Here is an 18,249-nt window from a genome sequence, read left to right on the forward strand (position 1 = left end):
GACTAATATTGAAAATGAACGAACAAACGAAGGCCATCCGCGAACAGGCCGACCGCTCTCCCTACCGGGAACATGCGGTACCGCTCTACCTTACATCCAGCTTTATTTTTGACGACGCCGAGCAAAGCCGGGCTATATTTGCTGAAGAGGAGCAGGGAAATGTATACTCCCGGTACTCAAACCCGAATACCACCGAGTTTATCAATAAGGTATGTGCCATGGAAGGCGCTGAGGCGGGCCTCGCTTTTTCATCGGGCATGGCGGCCGTGTTTGCATCATTTGCAGCCCTGCTGAAAAGCGGCGATCATATTGTGTCCTGCCGGGCTGTATTCGGCTCCACCCATCAACTTTTCACCAAATTGTTTCCCCGGTGGGGCATCACAACTACCTATGTTGATGCCGCTAACCCGGAGATGTGGGAGCGGGCCATCCAACCCAATACGCGGATGATTTTCCTCGAGACGCCATCCAACCCCGGATTGGAGTTGGTCGATTTGGAGTGGTTGGGCAAATTCAAGGAGAAATACCCCGGTATCATCCTCAATGTGGACAATTGCTTTGCGACCCCGTATCTCCAGAAACCGATCCAATATGGGTTTGACCTTGTGAGCCACTCGGCCACCAAGTACATGGACGGCCAGGGTCGTGTGCTGGGGGGAGTTGTGGTAGGCAAGCAGGAATTGATTGATGAGCTGATGTTTTTCATTCGCCATACGGGTCCATCGCTGGCCCCGTTCAATGCATGGCTGCTGTCCAAAAGCCTCGAAACACTGGGCCTCCGGATGGACCGCCATTGCAGCAATGCGCTTGCAGTGGCCAAAGCGTTGGAGGCGCACCCCGAGGTGGAAATGGTACGTTATCCGTTTCTGCCATCACACCCCCAATACGAACTTGCCAGGAAACAGATGAAGGCGGGCGGCGGTATCGTAACATTTGTAATTAAAGGCGGATATGACCGGGCCAAACGGTTCCTCGACGCCTTGCAGATGCTTTGCATCACTTCCAATCTGGGCGACTCGCGCAGTATCGCAACGCACCCCGCATCCACTACCCACTCGAAGCTGACGGAAGCGGAGCGGTTGCAACTGGGCATCCAACCGGGCAGTATGCGGATATCGGTCGGCCTCGAAGATGTGGCCGACATCATTGGCGATCTTGAACAGGCACTAACAAGGAGTAGATCATGAACATCACATTAAATAAAATCAACGACGCCGTCCATTTTGAAGGCGCCAGCAGCACCACATCGGTTAAAGTGCATATCGACGGTTCACCCGACATCGGTGGCGAGGGGCTGGGGGCACGGCCTATGGAATTGGTATTGATGGCATTGGGTTCCTGTGCCGCACTCGATTTGGTGAGTATCCTCAAAAAGCAGCGCCAGCAAATAGACGATATGCGTATCAACGTGGAAGGTGCCCGGCGGGAAGCCATCCCCAACATCTTCACACGCATACATATCTCCTTTAGCCTAAAAGGTGCTATTGATCGGGTAAAAGCGGAAAAGGCCGCGGAACTGGCCGTAAAGAAATACTGCTCTGTACACGACATGCTCGCGGCCGGTGGGGTTGATATCACCTACGATGTGCAGGTAGCATAGAAAGAACTTAACCTAGTTCAATGCCGGGTAAGGAAATGGGGCGTACCTTTGTGTCAAACAATTAAAGAAAAGATTATGGCAACAACATGGAAATTAGACCCTACCCACTCAGAGGTAGCATTCAAGGTGAAACATTTGGTTATCACCACGGTTACCGGTTATTTCCGGTCGTTTGACGGGACCGTGGTTACGGATGGCGACGACGACTTCACGACGGGCAAAGTTGACTTCACCATCGACACGACCAGTATCGATACCAACCAGTCGCAACGCGATGAGCACCTCAAGTCGGCCGATTTCTTCGATGCCGCTAATCATCCGCAGATGAAATTTACATCGACTTCCATTGAAGAAAAAGGCAGCGATGAATTTGTGTTGCGCGGCGATCTCACCATTGGTGGTGTCACAAAGCCTGTGAAATTCGATGTGGAATTCGGTGGAACCGTTACCGATCCGTACGGTAATTTTAAAGCAGGGTTTGAAGTATCAGGCAAGATCAGCCGCAAGGAGTTTGGCCTCACATGGAGCGCGGTTACCGAAGCGGGTGCTATAGTGGTGAGCGACGACGTGAAAATCCAGGCAAGCGTTCAGTTTGTAAAACAATAAGCAGATTCGGTAAAAGGGGTGCCGATCCGCGCACCCTTACTTTAGCTCCCTGCGCCATATCCGCTCGGCCCAGCGGCCGATGTACCAGAAGGATAACGCCAGCAACAGGAAGAATATAGCCCGGTTGATGTTATCCCAAAGGTATTCGAAAAACCGGGTATAAATGTTGATGATCAAAAAGACAATCCCGAATTCGCGGGCAACGTTGTCGTGCTTTTTCAATCCGTACCAAGCGAGTCCCAGCGACACGGCAGACGATAGTATGCCCCAGTAGAAGATGTGCCATTGCCGCACTTGCGACCACAGGTCCAAGTCACTGTAATTGCCAAAAATAGACAACAGCCACAGCGCAATCATCAGATAGCTAAGCCCTACGATATAAGTAAGCTGCTGGAATTGGCCGATCGGTTTGATCCGATGTTGCCAAAACAACGCAAAAGCGGTGAGCAGCGCGCCGAATAGCGTGAATCGTAGGGGATAGTTCATGCCCCAAAAGCGGAACCCCCAGTTGCTATGGTAGGCCGTCTCGGTGGCAAACCAGATCCCAAAAGCGACTAAGGTGAAGATCCAGATCAACTTGGAAGATAACTTCACGGAAAGTATGCCATAAACCACCACAGAAGTGAGAAAAAGCAGCGAAAAATGGCCCGAGCCCTTATCGACGATTTTGCCGAGATAGCCGATGAAGGCGGCGGTGGCAAATACACCCAGCGCCATCAGCGCCTCGTTGCTGAATGTCTTGTCCGGGTGCTTGCGCTTATTCCGGAACCCCCATGCATAGCATATAACGGCCAAAACCAAACAGAAGATACAAATAACCACATCGGGGGTATTGTATAGGCGCTCGATCCAATGGAGTACCAGCTGGTCGGCAAATAAGGAGAGGAAAGCCAAAATGACGCACGAGAGTGCTACCCAAAACGCATACTGGGCCAGTCTTTTCCAGTCGAACCCCTTCACCTCATACGATTCGCCCAACCGCTCGGCCAATGTGTCGTCAATCAATCCGCCGGCTCGCCAATGGCCGATCGCTTCGTCTAACGTTTCCTTTTCCTGTTTGCTGATCGTTAATTTTTTCACTTTTCAGACTTTCGACGCTAAGGTAGGAATAATCAGCAAATGCGTCCGCCGGGTTCATAACAGGCTCATCAACTTCACTTGGACCTCCGTCAGCTCTCCGTCGCGCCGGATGATCAAATGCACGTTTTTCTTTGCCGATGTCAATGCTTTTTTATACTGGGCGAAATTCTGGTTGGCATTATTGTCGATTGCAATGACAATATCACCCTCTTCCAGCCCGGCTGCCTCGGCCGGAGAGCCCTTAACGATGGAGCCGATCACGATGTTGCCATCGATGTAGTATAATTCCATGCCCGAATAAGAGTACTCGAATGGCTGGCGGTATAACGTGTTCGGCTTGAGGTGGATTTCGCGACGTTGGTAATTGACAATGAGGTTGAAGCGTTTCAAGATCTGGTTCCCGATGATTCCTCCAAGATAAGGATAGGATGTTACATTGAATTCATCTTCAAATACCATGGTAGGTACATTGCGGAAACGGTAGGGGCCCAACCGGAAATCCTTTACCAAGGTCATCTCCATATCCAGTTTCCCGCCCACGCCATGGGCTTCTACGGGATAGCGCCTACGTTTTTTGCGTATCACCGAACTATCTGTGTCGAAATCCTTCGACAAGACCAGTGACAGCCCTGCCCCGATATCGAGAAGGAATCGGGAGCGGATTTTACGATGGTCCTTTAATCGGGCGCTGTGCACCGGTAGCGTCCGGATGAATGGCCGAAGCAGGTGCCCGCCACGCGGATATTTTATCGTGCCCTGTGAGCAGATGGTTATGACCTGGTCGTCATAATCAATCTTCAGGATGTAGCGGCTCAATAGCGAATACCCAATTACGCCGTCAATTCGCGTGCCGTATACATACGACAGGAATTCATAGTCATTGATATGGAAATTGAGGCTGTCTACCACCAGGCCGTTCAATTGGAGTTGCTTGGCATATAGGAATTTGGCCTTCCGTATCCCTGCGATGCCACGGATGTTGATGTCCGACTCCTCGGGCACCAGGTGTAGCGCACTGGCGGTTGTCGAATCCAACGAAATGCCACTGCTCCCTGTGTCGAGGATAAACGTAAGGGTATCCGGATTGCCCACCAGTATGCCTTTGACGAGGACGACACTTTCAGCTGCTAATGAAAACGGGACAGTGGTCAGCTCGCGCGACGGGGGCGGGATGAACTCTTCCTGCGCGCGGGATTCCAACACCATACAGGCGCCCAAAGTCAATAGGGGAATTACAATTGGTAAGGCTTTCATAACGATGCCTTTGTGTTTGCTTACCAAAGGTACGGTTATTCTGCCGAGGTTCGGTATGGATACCACAAAAAATCCGCAACCCTTCCCTCGGCCGGCTCTCCGTCAGGTTATTTGCTCCTTCCTATCGAAATAGGTGCTTTTGATTTCAATCCAGCGTATTCATTTGGCACTTTTATTATCACATGCTGAAACTGCTTCAAACTTTTCTCGAAGCAGCCAAGTGTGCGGGGCTGCGGGACGTATCCTAGTTTAATTACGGTTACGGCCCTCCTCACGAAAGCCAATGAATTTTAACGATAACGTTTTCGTGAAAAATTTTGCGTAAACGATTGCGCAATCGTAAAAGTTTTTATATGTTTGTGATAACTAATGAAACAAAATAAATTATGAGAAGAGCGATTAACGGCTGGAAGACGCACAGGCCACTTAACTGAATCATATAAATTTCTAGTAAAACGGTTGTAAGCAGGGATTCGGACCATGGGCTGTCCGGCGAATTTTTACGTTGACCGCTTTTTTAATAGGGTACACTTAGTGCAATAGATAATGGAAACGTTTGTCTTTTTTCCGCCTTGACATTTGTTGCGTCACCTTGTTGGCATACATCACATGTTGTGTTTTAAATAATCAAATTATGAGAAAAACCTATTACGAAAAAATGTATTGCTGTTGCGGTTGGCTTAAAAAGTGCCTGCTGTCGTCTATACTATTGCTGGTGCTCGCCTGTCTGGCAGGGGGGGAAGTGATGGCCGGCGAAATGCAAAAAGTGATCAAAGGTATTGTTAAAGACTCGAATGGAACGCCGTTAGCCGGTGTCACGGTTGCCGTTGGCAACAGTAACAACACGACCACCACCGATGATAACGGAGCGTTTACGTTGGATAGAGTCAGTGTGGGCGATGTGTTGACGTTGACTTCCGTAGGCTACAAGCGGGCAGAAGTGACCGTGGGCAACAACGACTTTATCGACATCACGCTGGAGGAAGACCAGGAAATACTTGGCGAAGTGGTTGTGGTGGGATACGGGCAACAGAAGAAAGAAAGTGTCATCGGCTCCATTGTACAGGCCACAGACAAAGAGTTGAAGCGGCAAGGAAACCAACCTGACCTCGCACAGGCACTCACCGGGCAATTGCCGGGCGTGGCCACCCTCACCTCCTCGGGCGAGCCAGGCGGCGTCACTACCGGGGAAAGCGCAACCAGCATCTTTATCCGTGGCAAGAATACCTGGAACGGTGGTCAGCCCCTTATCTTGGTAGATGGCGTCGAACGGTCAATGAATAATATCGATGTCAACGAAGTAGCTAGTATATCCGTATTAAAAGACGCCTCTGCAACAGCGGTATTCGGTGTAAAGGGTGCCAACGGCGTTATCTTGATTACCACAAAAAGAGGGATGGAAGGGAAGACCCAGCTTAATTTTAACTATACGGCTATGGGTATGGCGGTGTCCAAACTACCGGAGAAGTTAGATTCATATGCCGCCATGATGGCCAAGAACGAGATCATCGAACGCGAAGGCGTACTCAATGAGCCATCATGGAACAGCTATGTGCCCTATGAAATCGTCCAGCGTTACCAACTACCTCAATCTGCCGAATATGCCGAGATTTACCCCAATGTGGATTGGGAGGAGGCGATGTTCAAAGACGTTGGTTTTTCGCATAAGGCTACCCTGAACGCGCGTGGTGGTAGCAAAATGGTCCAGTATTTTGGATCGCTAGCGTATCTGCATGAGGGCGATATGTTCCAGAATATGGATAACGGCAAGGGATATGAGCCAAACTACAACTTTGACCGGTTTAATTTCCGCAGCAATATTGATGTTGCTTTCACCGAACGGACCAAAATGAAAGTTAATCTCGCGGGATTTTACGGCCAAAAGAACACAAACTATAATAACGAGGGCAGCACAAGTCGTGCCGATGCGTGGATGTGGCGGTCCGTTTACGGCCTTGCTCCCAACCTCTTCCTTCCGATGTATTCGGATGGCCGCTGGGGCGCGTATCAAGAGGGTGGAAACAACACCGTCAACCCATTGGCCGTGGCATACAATCTCGGCATAAGGCAGGCTCGTTATACCGAGCTGAATTCGGACTTCCATTTGGAGCAGGACCTTGGGTTCATTACCGAAGGGCTAAGTGCTGTCGGATCTTTTTTTTATGATAACAACGTACGATCCGAAGGCGGGATATTCGACGTGACCAATCACGTAAGGCCCGGTGAGGCGTCGACCAACGTGGCCTACAAACAGATTTACCCGATGCTTTATAAAGGCCCTGACCAAGACCCGAGCGAATATACGATGTACCTGCCCATCAGCGATGAGGAATACGATTGGATTATCCGTCCGTGGACCATCCGTCAGGAAACGATTGGAAATTCCAATTGGATCGGGTTTATCCCGATTACGCGCCGCATGATGTACCGCGCACAATTGAAATATGCGCGGAATTTTGCCGACCATCATATAACGGCCATGGGATTGTTCCAGCGGGAAGAATCGGCAAGGGGCAGTGCGTTCAAAACCTATCGGGAGGATTGGGTGTTCCGGGCTACCTATGACTATAAGACACGTTATCTCTTTGAAGCTAACGGCGCCTATAATGGTTCTGAGAAATTCGGACCGGGCTATCGGTTTGACTTCTTCCCTTCCCTCGGCCTGGGTTGGTACTTATCCAATGAGCCATTTTTCAACGTAGACTGGGTAGATGCGCTCAAGTTCCGTTACAGCATCGGTGTGGTAGGGGATGACAGCGGCGGCGGGCGCTGGCTTTATTCGTCACAATATGCGTTCGGTGGGGCCGCAAGGCTTAACAACGCCTCCAATGGATCGAGCCCCTATACCTTTTATCGGGAGTCGTCTATTGGGAACCCGGATGTCCATTGGGAAACGGCAACCAAGCAGAACCTCGGCTTGGATTTGAACCTGTTCAACAACGTGGTCACCATCGTTGCCGATGTGTTCAATGAAAACCGAACCAACATCCTTATTGCCGGGGGAAGCCGCAATATCCCGCCTTTCTTTGGGGCGACGCCACCAGCGGCCAATTTGGGCCACGTAAAATCGAAAGGCTATGAACTGGAGGTGGGCGTGAACAAGCGGTTCACTCCTTCGACGACGCTTTGGGCCAAGATTGCGATCACCCACAACGAAAATAAGGCAATATTTCGCGATGACCCGCCCTTGCAATACAGTCACATAAAGGCTGAAGGGTATCCCATAGATCAACGCAAATCGTTGATAAACACCGGTTTTTATAATAACTGGGATGAGGTGTACGCTAGTGTGCCTACCGAAACCAATGATATGCAGAAGTTGCCGGGGTATTACAATCTGTTGGATTTTAATGCCGATGGGATCATCAAGGCTAGCGAAGACGCCGCACCCATTGGCTATTCCGGTACGCCGCAAAATACTGCAGCATTCACCATCGGGTTAGATTATAAAAGGTTCAACTTCATGGCTCGGCTCTACGGTGTAACCAATGCCACGCGTTATATCGGGTTCAACAATTTCAACTACGATACCGATGTCGTGTTTGGGCACGTAGTAGACTACTGGTCTAAAGACAACCCCAACGCGGGTTCATTCCTGCCGCGCTGGAAGACACAGGCAGAGAACGTCGGTGATTATTACGTCTATGACGCTTCGTTTCTGCGCCTCCAGAACGTAGAAGTGGGCTATTCATTCGGAAACAATGGATGGCTCAAGCGGATGGGCTTGGACAACCTTCGGCTGTTCTTGAACGGAACGAACTTATTTTTCTGGTCTGACCTGCCGGACGACCGGGAGGGTTCATATAGCGGAGGAAGCGATACGCAGGGCGCGTATCCCACCATGCGGAGGTTTAATGCGGGCATAGATGTTTCCTTTTGATGCTTTGACGGAAAAGCAGGCCCGACGCGTCTTTAAAGAAAAATTATTTTCGAATGAAAACAGCAGTAACAAGAAACAGCGCACGCTTCCTACGGGGATTTTGGGTACTCATCGCCTTGATGGTTACCTCGTGCGAGAATTATTTGGATAAAGCCCCCGAAGCCGATATTTCCGAAAAGGATGTCTTTGGGAATTTCATCAGCTTCCAGGGGTTTGTAGAGGAATTGTATAATTGCATTATGGACCCCAATAAGGGAGGGGCTTGGAATCAATATCTGTTCGCAGACGAAACCCTGAACAACAGCCCTTACGCCTTCGATAACGGCAACTACTGGGGGAACCATGGCTATTTCTATGGTCAATCCGTGAACACACGGGATAATAATTCGCGTACGAAGCGGATATGGGAATATGCATGGTATGGGATTCGGAAAGCCAATTTGGCACTCGCCAAACTAGACGAGGAAGGGCTTTTCCAAGGATCGCAGGAAGAGCGGGACCACCTGCGCGGTCAGGCGTTGTTCTTCCGGGGATGGTTCTATTTCGAACTAGCGCGGTATTGGGGCGGTATGCCTTACGTCACCCGGGCATTGGGCGCATCAGAGGAGCTGACCACGGATGAGTTCCGGAGGCTCAATTTCCAGGAGTGCGCACTCCTGATGGCAGCGGATTTCCGCGAAGCGGCCAATATATTACCTATTCACTGGGATCAATCCGGCCCCGGGCAACGAACGCTGGGGCATAACCGCGACCGTATCAACAAATTCCATGCACTCGGTTACCTCGGCAAGGCGCTGCTGTATGCCGCAAGCCCAATGATCAATGAAGAGGCCACAGGAACCGACAGTTTCAATCCCGAGTTGGCTAAGCAGGCCGCCGAAGCATTCGGCGAGCTGTTGCAGTTGGCCGACGAAACAGGCACCTACAAAATGCAGAGCTGGGATTCGTGGACCGATAATTTCTGGCGCTGGAATAACGAACGACCGGGAGGTGACGAATGCATCATGGTGCCAACCATTTACGACCGCGGCCGCGTACGGTGGTCGACGCTCGGTGCCACTGTCCCCTCTTCGCTGGGCCTGAATAGTGGCAGTAGTGCCGATGTCCCTACGCACAATAATACAGAAAACTACGCAATGGCCAATGGCCTCCCCATTGACGATCCAGCGTCGGGATACGATCCAAACGACCCGTGGACGGGGCGCGAACCCCGGTTCTACAAAGATATCCTGAAAGATGGCGACCAAATTATCAATGAGTCCGGCCCGGATCGTTTTGCAGAACTTTACAATGGGGGCCGGCATCGCTCCCAAATCAGCCCCCCCAGTGTAACCGGGTATTATGCCAAACGCTATTCACCCATGGGCAGCGAACTGACGATTTCCCGTGCAGGTGGACTCCAGGCGTATGTGCCGTACCTTCGGTTAGCGGATATTTATCTCATGTATGCCGAAGCAGTACTGTTCAGCCCAGGCGGAACGCCCAAAGCCTCGGCCAACAACTACGCCATGACAGCCGAAGCAGCCATCAATGTCGTGCGGAACCGCGCCCAGATTCCCAACATCGCCGATAAATACACGGCGACAAACGAGGCATTCTTTGAAGAGATCGTGCGCGAGCGGGCAGTAGAACTAAACTTCGAAGGGGCACGCTTCTGCGATCTCCGGCGGTGGAACCGAAACGATGATCCGAGGTACCTCGATAAAACGGCGATTGATTTTGCCCGCGGAAGCGATGGCAAGCCCATCAACATCCGCGAGCGGGTAGTGGTACGGCGCACGGCAGAGAAGAAACATAATTGGTTACCGATACAGGTGCGTTTTACCACCCAATATGAAGGATTCCCGCAAAACCCGGGATGGTAAACGGATTGATGTAGTAAATCTAAATTTGAAGATTGATGAACCGAAAATACATTATTCGATGGAAGAGGGCAACCGCCTGGGTAACACTTGCGGTTATCGGGTTGCCAGCCATTGCACAGGAAAACGATACAGCTGCAACCCAGCATGACATCCACATCGCCTTCCGGCGGGCAAAGCCCGAGCAGGTCGTGGGCGCCGTGACCGTCGTGGATGCCGTTGATGTCAACAAGAAGGACAATACGATTTGGACCAACAACGTGCTTAATGGACGGACGTTGGGCATGCTGGGCTCGACCAATATCCGCGGGCTCGGCATTAATATCAATATCTCTGACCTCACCGGTACGGGCACCCAGTCGGGCAACGCACTCTTTATCGTTGATGGGTTACCACGGGATGTGGAGAACATACGACTATCGGAAATCGAGAGCATTACCGTACTGAAAGATGTCAACTCTGCCGTTTTATATGGGAGTGCAGCGATTAATGGCGTCGTGCTGATGACTACGAAACGGGGTCAGGCAGACAACAGGCAACATGCCAATTTTGCCATCAATTACGGCATGTCAACACCGTTGGAACTTCCCCGATACCTCAACGCAACCGACTACATGGCCTACTACAACCAGGCTCGGCTAAATGATGGTTTAGGAGAACAGTTCGACGAAGAGACAATCAACAACTTCCGTAACGGTAACCGCTACCGGTATCCGGATAATGATTATTATTCTGCGGACTACCTTCGGGGTACGAAGCCTTATTTCGATTTCCTGGGAGAATTTTCGGGCGGAAACGAAAACGCGCATTACTATGCCAATATGGGATGGAATTCCGTGGGAAGCTTGATTGATTTCGGCGACTGGAGCAAGGCGAGGTACAATACGTTCAATGTGCGGGGTAACGTGGACCTCAAGGTCGCGGAGTGGGTGTCTACGCAGGTAGACGCGGCCGCTTATTTTGCCAGCGACCGGGGGCAACGGGGTAACTTCTGGAGCAGTGCCGCCACCGAGCGTCCACATGAGTATGCACCGTTGCTTCCCATCGAGTTGATCGACCCCGATGACCCACTTCTACAAGGCCGTAAGAATGACATCGACGGACTTTATCTGTTGAGTGGTACCTCGAATTTCCTAACAACGCCGGTAGGGTATGGATACTCCGGTGGGAGAAACGAACGCGTAGATCGTAAATTCCTTTTCAATAACCGGATTAATTTCGACCTAGGTAGTATCACGGAGGGGCTTTCCCTCCACACCAATATTAGTTTCGATTATTACTTGCTGTATAACCAGGCCATCAATAATGAGTTCTCGGTGTACGAACCGGTGTGGGCGGAAAATGAAGATCGGATTTTATCTTTGCGCCAACATGGCACAGATGCCAGGCCGGGCTCACTGGATATCGGTACCCGTACGTTCAAACGGCGCTTTGGTTTCTATGGCATGCTGGCGTACGACCGACTGTTTAACCAAGACCATCGTGTATCCGCTAACTTGATCGGCTTCGGGAGTAGCTTTAAGGAACCGGGTAACCTGCAGACGAGTTTCCAAGGCGTGAAACAAGCCCATCTTGGCTTACAGGTTACTTATGGCTTCAAAGAAAAATACCTCGTGGATTTCAGCGGGGCCTATGTCAATTCCGTGAAATTACCCGATGGCAACCGCCTCGGATTGTCGCCGACTTTCGGCCTCGGCTGGGTGGTAAGCAAAGAAGACTTCATGGCTTCCGCAGACTGGGTAGACTGGTTAAAGGTAAGGTTAACCGGTGGTTACATCAATTCGGATATCCCTGTCGGGGATTTCTATTATTACGACAGCCGCTATACCACCTCGGGAAGTTATAATTGGTATGAAGGGTCGCGTAGCCGGAGCGGTGTCATATCCAGCTGGCCAAGTAACGCTAACCTTGGTTTTGCCAAGCGCAAGGAAGTTAACTTCGGGATAGAAGGACGGTTTTTTGCAAATCTCTTGGGCGTGGAAGCTAACTTATTCTACGATCGGTATACCGATTTGATTGTCAGGCCATCAACGCAATACCCAAGCTTTTATACGAATTTCATACCTTACGAGAATTTTGGCGAAGATGAGTACAAAGGAGCCGAATTGGGTATCAATCTGCAACGGTCATTTGGCGATTGGCGTCTGTATGCCGGTGTAAACGCCCTGTATATAACATCGGAACGTTTGGTGGTAGACGAAGTCTACGACGATACTTACCAGTACCGTGCCGGGCGCCCCGTGGATGCTACATTTGGCTTGGAAGCCATCGGTTTCTTCAGTGATCAAGCGGAGATCGATAATAGCCCTGCCCAATCTTTCGGCACCCCCCATCCGGGAGATATCAAATATAAAGACCAGAACAACGATGGCATTGTCGATGTGAACGACGAGGTCTACCTGCGCCGGTGGCAGGCGCCACTTTCCGGCGGGCTACAATTGCAGGTGGGTTACAAAAATGTAAGCCTCTACATGCTGGGTTCTGGGCAATGGGGCGCGAAAAACTTCCGCGAGGGGGATTATTTCTGGATTGACGGAAACAAAAAATACTCAGAGGCGGTGATAGGCAGCTGGACCCCCGAAACCGCAGCGACGGCAACCTACCCCAGGTTAAGCACGCAAACCAATAATAACAATTTCCGCCGATCGAGCTTCTGGCTATATAGCAATGACTTCTTCCAAATACGGAAGATACAGTTTACCTATCGTTTTCCGGAAGCGTTCTCAAAACGACTGCTCATGGAAGGCTTGAACTTGTTCGTGGATGCAAACGACGTCTATCAATTCGCCAAAAACCGCAAGATTCGGGAAACGCGGACCGGCAACGAACCCTATTACCGGACCTTCTCAATCGGCGTGAAGGCACAATTTTAAAAAGACAAAAAATGGAACGTAAATTATATATCTTTTTGTCTCGGGTAATGATAGCAGTCCTCTTCCTGCAATCATGTAACCTTTTGGAACCCGAAAATGACAACCACAACACCCTGAATAGGGTATATGATGACCCTGCTTTTGCAGAAGGACTGCTCATAACGGCGTATACGTTGATACCCACCAATGAATACCCGTTTGATGATGTGGCAACAGACGATGCGGTCTCTAACGATCGGTTCAATGACTATCTCCGTATAGCTACCGGTGAATGGTCGGCAAGCTATAACCCACAGAACCTATGGGACGATTGTAACCGGGCAATTCTTTATATAAACCAATTCCTCGGCGTTGTAGACAGCGTTCCCTGGAAATGGACGAACCCCGACATCGCGGAGCTTTATATCCGCAAGTTCAAGGGCGAATCCTATGCCCTAAGGGGACTATTTAAATATTTCCTGTTGCGGAACCATGGTGGTCCAGCGGGAGGGCAGCTGCTGGGTACCCCCGTTTACGATGAGTTCCTTACCTCCGAAGAACAGTTCGCTGCGCCAAGGGCTGACTTTCAGTCATTTGTGAATAGCGCCAATGCTGACTTTGATAAGGCACTCACGTTCCTGCCCACGGATTACGGAAAAGTCGGGGTCGTACCTGCAGGATTTGACGGCATCGCGGTAGAGGTATACAACGAAGTGTTCGGCGACTTTGCCCTCCAACGGATGAGCGGCAGGCATGTGTTGGCTATGCAGGCGCGCCTCGCCTTGTTGGCCGCCAGCCCGGCCTTCAATCCGGATAATGATGTTGCGGCTTGGGAAAATGCGGCCAATGCATTCGCAGACTTACTGAATGACATCGGAGGTGTCGACGGACTTGACCAGAACGGCCATCATTTTTTCCTGAAAGCGCAGGTAGACGACGCCGACATCACGACGGGTAACCGGCTGGACTTGCAAGAGATCCTTTGGCGCCGACCTATCTATAACAACAACGCGCGCGAGGCCGATAATTTCCCGCCCTCCCTTTACGGACGCGGCCGCATTAACCCGACACAGAATTTGGTCGATGCGTTTCCGATGGCTAACGGATTTCCGATCGACGATCCCAAGGGTGCGTACGACGAAGAAAACCCATATGAAAACCGGGATCCCCGCCTGTCGCTGTATATCGTTTACAACGGTAGCCAATTGAAGGGTAAGACCATCAATACCAGCGCCAGTTCAGATGGTGAAGATGGGTTGGATCAACAGCAGACATCTACGCGCACCGGCTATTATCTGAAAAAGCTGTTGCGCGAAGACGTGAATGTGGATCCCGCTTCACCTTCCAACCAAAAGCATTTCAATACACACATCCGTTATACGGAATTATTCCTTTCTTTTGCTGAGGCCGCCAACGAGGCGTGGGGCCCCGACGGAAGTATCGCAGGCTTCAGTGCCCGGGATGTGGTTGCTGCGATTCGCGAACGGGCAGGCATTGAACAGCCTGATGCATACCTAGCCTCCATCGCCGACAAAGACGGGATGCGTGCACTTATCCGCAACGAACGGCGGCTGGAATTGTGCTTCGAAGGGTTTCGGTTTTGGGATCTACGTCGCTGGATGGCCGACCTGACAGAGCCCGCCAGAGGCGTGCGTATCGAGGGGGATAGTTATTCCTATTTCACCGTCGAAGCACGGAGCTATGACAATGATTACATGCACTACGGTCCCATCCCGCAACGGGAAGTGGTTAAATTTGGATTTGAACAAAACAACGGTTGGTAATGAAACGGTTTCTTTTAATTATTTGTATCGTAATAGCGGTCGCTGGCTGTAAGAATGGCGAGCCTACGTTCCCGGATTTTGAGTATACATCGGGATATTTCCCTTACCAGTTTCCCGTACGGACCCTCGTGTTGGGTGACGACATCTACGACAACACCAACGACAATGCCCATCGTTTCGTCATTTCAGTGGCCATGGGCGGGGTGTATGAAAACAACAAAAATCGCGTATTCGATTTTGAGGTCGACGAATCCCTGTGTGATCAGGTGATCTTCGCCGGAAGCGAGGACCCGATACGTGCGTTACCGAGGGCTTACTATACGCTCAGCTCCGAAAGCCAGGTTACGATTCCCAAAGGGGAAATGAACGGCGGTATCACCGTCCAGCTTACTGATGCATTTTTCGAGGATGCGGATGCGATTGGCCTGAATTACGTTATCCCCATCCGCCTGACCGGCTCTAACGATGTGGATACCATACTCAATGGACGTACATCGCGCCCCGATGCGGATCTCAGGTTTACGGGCGACTGGGACGAAGCCCCCAAGAACTTTACGATGTTTGGCATCAAGTATATCAATGAATTCCACGGCACCTATTTCCATTATGGCGATTGTACCGTAAAAGACGGTGCCGGCGCAACAGTGGAGCAGCGCACGTATAGCGCCGAATTCGTGGAGCAGAACGCTACCGCGAAACTGGTTACCACAGGAAGATACCAAACGTCCATAAGCGTCCCTTTCCAATCGGAGTTGATGGAGGGCACGTTGAATCTACAACTTGATTTCGACGGCAATGCGTGTACGGTGTCGGCACCTGAAGGTGCTGCCTATACGGTCAGCGGAACCGGTGAGTTTAAAAAGGATGCGTATTCGTGGGGGAATAAATCCCGCAACGGATTGGAAGTCAATTACACCGTGTCGGACGGTACCCATACCTACGAAGCTAACGACACATTTGTTGTACGTGACCGTGGCGTGGTGATGGAGGTGTTTACGCCGCAAGCCTTGTAAAGCCCGTTCCTTTTTTGGTAAAAGCCCCACGTATCGGCAAGCTAATTTTATCATGTGGAATGTAACGTTTATGCGTATCGCTTATTGTAAAACAGGTGCAACCGATTGGCTAGCTACACGAAAACGGAGCCTGCATATGGTGGCCTGTGTTGCCCTCTTGGTTATTTCGAGGGGCTATGCCCAGCCTGCCGCAGATTTCGAGATCATTCGCGGGCGGTTAAGAACGGATTTGCTCCATATGCCTGTAAGCACCGAACATACCAAACAGATCATGGCCAAAATGGCCCCGGACGGTACGTGGCCTTCGATCGACTATAAGGACACAAGCAGAACAGGGTTCGAACACCGCACCCATCTAGCAAACCTGCTGACCATGGCCAAAGCGTATAACCAAGCCGATGGCATTTTTACGCACAATATAGAGCTGCTAACCACGTTCAAGGCGGCCTTTCACCATTGGCTACAAAAAGACTACCGTTGTGAAAACTGGTGGTGGAACGAAATTGGTACACCGAATGCAATGGCCAATATCCTATTGCTGATGCGCGACGACCTAGACGCCGACGAGCTTGCGGCGGGGCTCGCCATTGCATCGCGCTCCAATTTTGATGCTTTCGGAGCGCGTCCGGGTGGCGATTTCATCAAAATGGCAGCCATTAACGCGGTGACCGAACTGGTCCGGCAAGACACGGCTGCTTTCGCGCGGGCCATTAAAACCATGGCCGACCAGATTTACGTAACAGAAGACCGCGGTATTAAACCCGACATGAGTTTCCACCACCGAACCGACGGTGTGCCATCCACACTGTCGTACGGCCGTCAATACGCAAGCTCATTTGCGTACTGGGCAGACCTCGTACGCGGCACCCGGTTTGCATTCGAGCCCCGTGCCATTGCATTGGTGATCGATTATTACCTCGACGGAATACGCAAAGCCATGCCTTTTGGTCGTTTTGATGATCCCGGGATCAAAAACCGCGACGTCTCCAGGAAGTCTTCGGCAGGTTACCGCGGGGACGATACCGCCGAGCAACTGGCGCGCATCAGTGACTATCGGAAGGATGAACTGGAGCATCCCGACCTGCGTAGTAATCAATATTTCTGGTATTCGCATTACCATTCCCATCAACGCCCCACGTACTTTGCATCCGTACGGATGTACTCCAACCGTTCGAACAATATCGAATCCCCTTATAATGAAGAGGGCCTCAAGAACCATTTTTATGCGGAAGGGAGCCAATTCATATCCCGTACCGGCCGCGAATACCTCAATATATACCCGTCGTGGGATTGGCGGAAAATCCCGGGCACCACGGTAGTACAGGTCGATACGTTCCCTCATTGGGATAGCTTGGTGAAGAAGGGGACGACAGCTTTCGTTGGCGGTGTGTCCGATGGCGAATACGGTGCCGCCACCTTCGACCTTCTTAGCCCCCACTCCGGGCTTAAAGCCCACAAATCATGGTTTTTTTTCGACGATGAGATTGTCTGCCTCGGCGCAGGTATCACGTCAACGGCGAAACAACCGGTGATGACTACCCTGAACCAGTCCCTGTCCAATGGCCCCGTTTGGGTGAACGGCCAACGTGAAACAGGCGAGAAGGAACAACAAATCCAGGGCCCCGTGTGGATTAATCACGATAGTACCGGATACATTGTCCTAAATGCAAATCCCATCTGGCTCCGGCAAGGAAAATCCACCGGCACTTGGCGAAGCATCAGTCATCAAGACCATGCGACGGACGACCCCATTACGCAAAACATCTTCACTTTGGCCATCGATCACGGTATACATCCAACGAATGCAACCTATGCATATATCGTATTGCCCGCTGCAAGCGAATCGCAAACACGGATATATGCACGGCAACAACCGACGGAAGTAGTGAGTAATACCCGGAAATTGCAAGCGGTTTCGAATAGGCAGTTGGGTATTCACTATGCGGTATTTTACGAGCCCGGTAAGGTAGCGTTCCCCGGAGGTGTGCGTTTGGAAACGCAGGAACCGGCATTATTCATGATAAAGTCCGGCGAAAAAGGGTTGGAAGGCATCACCGTGGCCGATCCGACCCGTAAATTAGCGGAAATTACATTCCGATTGCAACTGGCCACAGGGGTCGACACCACACTCACCGTACAGCTCCCCCGAGGCACACTCGCGGGAAAGTCACTCCGGTTGGGTACTGTCCCCAAAATTGCTGATACGTTTCTTGTTCAGCCGGGCACATTGGCTGCCCAGCGCTTGCATCGTGCGGCGCCCTTTCCGCCGGGCGACAGGAAGCTTCTTTTGGTAAATAAATGACAACATGATATACCGA

The 18,249-nt window shown here is 51.1% G+C and carries 11 protein-coding genes; 9 read left to right on the top strand and 2 right to left on the bottom strand.

Annotated features, from left to right (window positions below; genetic code table 11):
- The first annotated feature begins 14 nt into the window (after positions 1-14).
- From ACO1NT_RS03350 to ACO1NT_RS03360, 3 genes are all read left to right on the top strand, one after another.
- A complete protein-coding gene (locus tag ACO1NT_RS03350) occupies positions 15-1,187 on the top strand; it encodes a trans-sulfuration enzyme family protein (RefSeq protein ID WP_449046982.1) in 1,173 nt (390 codons plus the stop codon).
- Positions 1,184-1,600 carry an OsmC family protein gene (locus tag ACO1NT_RS03355; protein WP_449046983.1) on the top strand — a complete coding sequence of 139 codons (417 nt, stop codon included), beginning with the start codon at positions 1,184-1,186 and terminating at the stop codon, positions 1,598-1,600. The genes ACO1NT_RS03350 and ACO1NT_RS03355 overlap by 4 nt, the downstream gene beginning before the upstream one ends.
- A 75-nt stretch (positions 1,601-1,675) precedes the next feature.
- Positions 1,676-2,206 carry a YceI family protein gene (locus tag ACO1NT_RS03360; RefSeq protein ID WP_449046984.1) on the top strand — a complete coding sequence of 177 codons (531 nt, stop codon included), beginning with the start codon at positions 1,676-1,678 and terminating at the stop codon, positions 2,204-2,206.
- Between the two features lie 36 nt (positions 2,207-2,242).
- Here ACO1NT_RS03360 and ACO1NT_RS03365 read toward each other — a convergent pair whose 3' ends face one another.
- Together ACO1NT_RS03365 and ACO1NT_RS03370 are read right to left on the bottom strand one after the other, a co-directional pair.
- Complete coding sequence (locus ACO1NT_RS03365; protein WP_449046985.1) at positions 2,243-3,286, bottom strand: DUF2157 domain-containing protein; 1,044 nt, start codon at positions 3,284-3,286, stop codon at positions 2,243-2,245.
- Between the two features lie 54 nt (positions 3,287-3,340).
- Complete coding sequence (locus ACO1NT_RS03370; RefSeq protein WP_449046986.1) at positions 3,341-4,540, bottom strand: aspartyl protease family protein; 1,200 nt, start codon at positions 4,538-4,540, stop codon at positions 3,341-3,343.
- 634 nt (positions 4,541-5,174) lie between these two features.
- Here ACO1NT_RS03370 and ACO1NT_RS03375 point away from each other — a divergent pair.
- The 6 genes from ACO1NT_RS03375 to ACO1NT_RS03400 are packed head-to-tail and all read left to right on the top strand — an operon-like array spanning position 5,175 to position 18,233.
- Positions 5,175-8,420, top strand: coding sequence for a SusC/RagA family TonB-linked outer membrane protein (locus tag ACO1NT_RS03375; RefSeq protein WP_449046987.1), 3,246 nt, complete (start codon positions 5,175-5,177; stop codon positions 8,418-8,420).
- A gap of 53 nt (positions 8,421-8,473) precedes the next feature.
- Positions 8,474-10,285: a RagB/SusD family nutrient uptake outer membrane protein gene (locus ACO1NT_RS03380; protein WP_449046988.1), complete on the top strand. Its 1,812-nt coding sequence runs from the start codon at positions 8,474-8,476 to the stop codon at positions 10,283-10,285.
- 35 nt (positions 10,286-10,320) lie between these two features.
- Positions 10,321-13,155: a SusC/RagA family TonB-linked outer membrane protein gene (locus tag ACO1NT_RS03385; protein ID WP_449046989.1), complete on the top strand. Its 2,835-nt coding sequence runs from the start codon at positions 10,321-10,323 to the stop codon at positions 13,153-13,155.
- A gap of 11 nt (positions 13,156-13,166) precedes the next feature.
- Positions 13,167-14,918 (top strand): RagB/SusD family nutrient uptake outer membrane protein, encoded by a 1,752-nt coding sequence (locus tag ACO1NT_RS03390; protein ID WP_449046990.1) that lies wholly within the window; start codon positions 13,167-13,169, stop codon positions 14,916-14,918.
- Positions 14,918-15,931 (top strand): DUF5627 domain-containing protein, encoded by a 1,014-nt coding sequence (locus ACO1NT_RS03395; RefSeq protein ID WP_449046991.1) that lies wholly within the window; start codon positions 14,918-14,920, stop codon positions 15,929-15,931. Before ACO1NT_RS03390 ends, ACO1NT_RS03395 begins: the two co-directional genes overlap by 1 nt.
- Positions 15,932-15,983: 52 nt before the next feature.
- Positions 15,984-18,233, top strand: coding sequence for a polysaccharide lyase family 8 super-sandwich domain-containing protein (locus ACO1NT_RS03400; protein WP_449046992.1), 2,250 nt, complete (start codon positions 15,984-15,986; stop codon positions 18,231-18,233).
- The last annotated feature ends 16 nt before the right edge of the window (positions 18,234-18,249 follow it).

Source organism: Parapedobacter sp. (genome assembly GCF_053550995.1).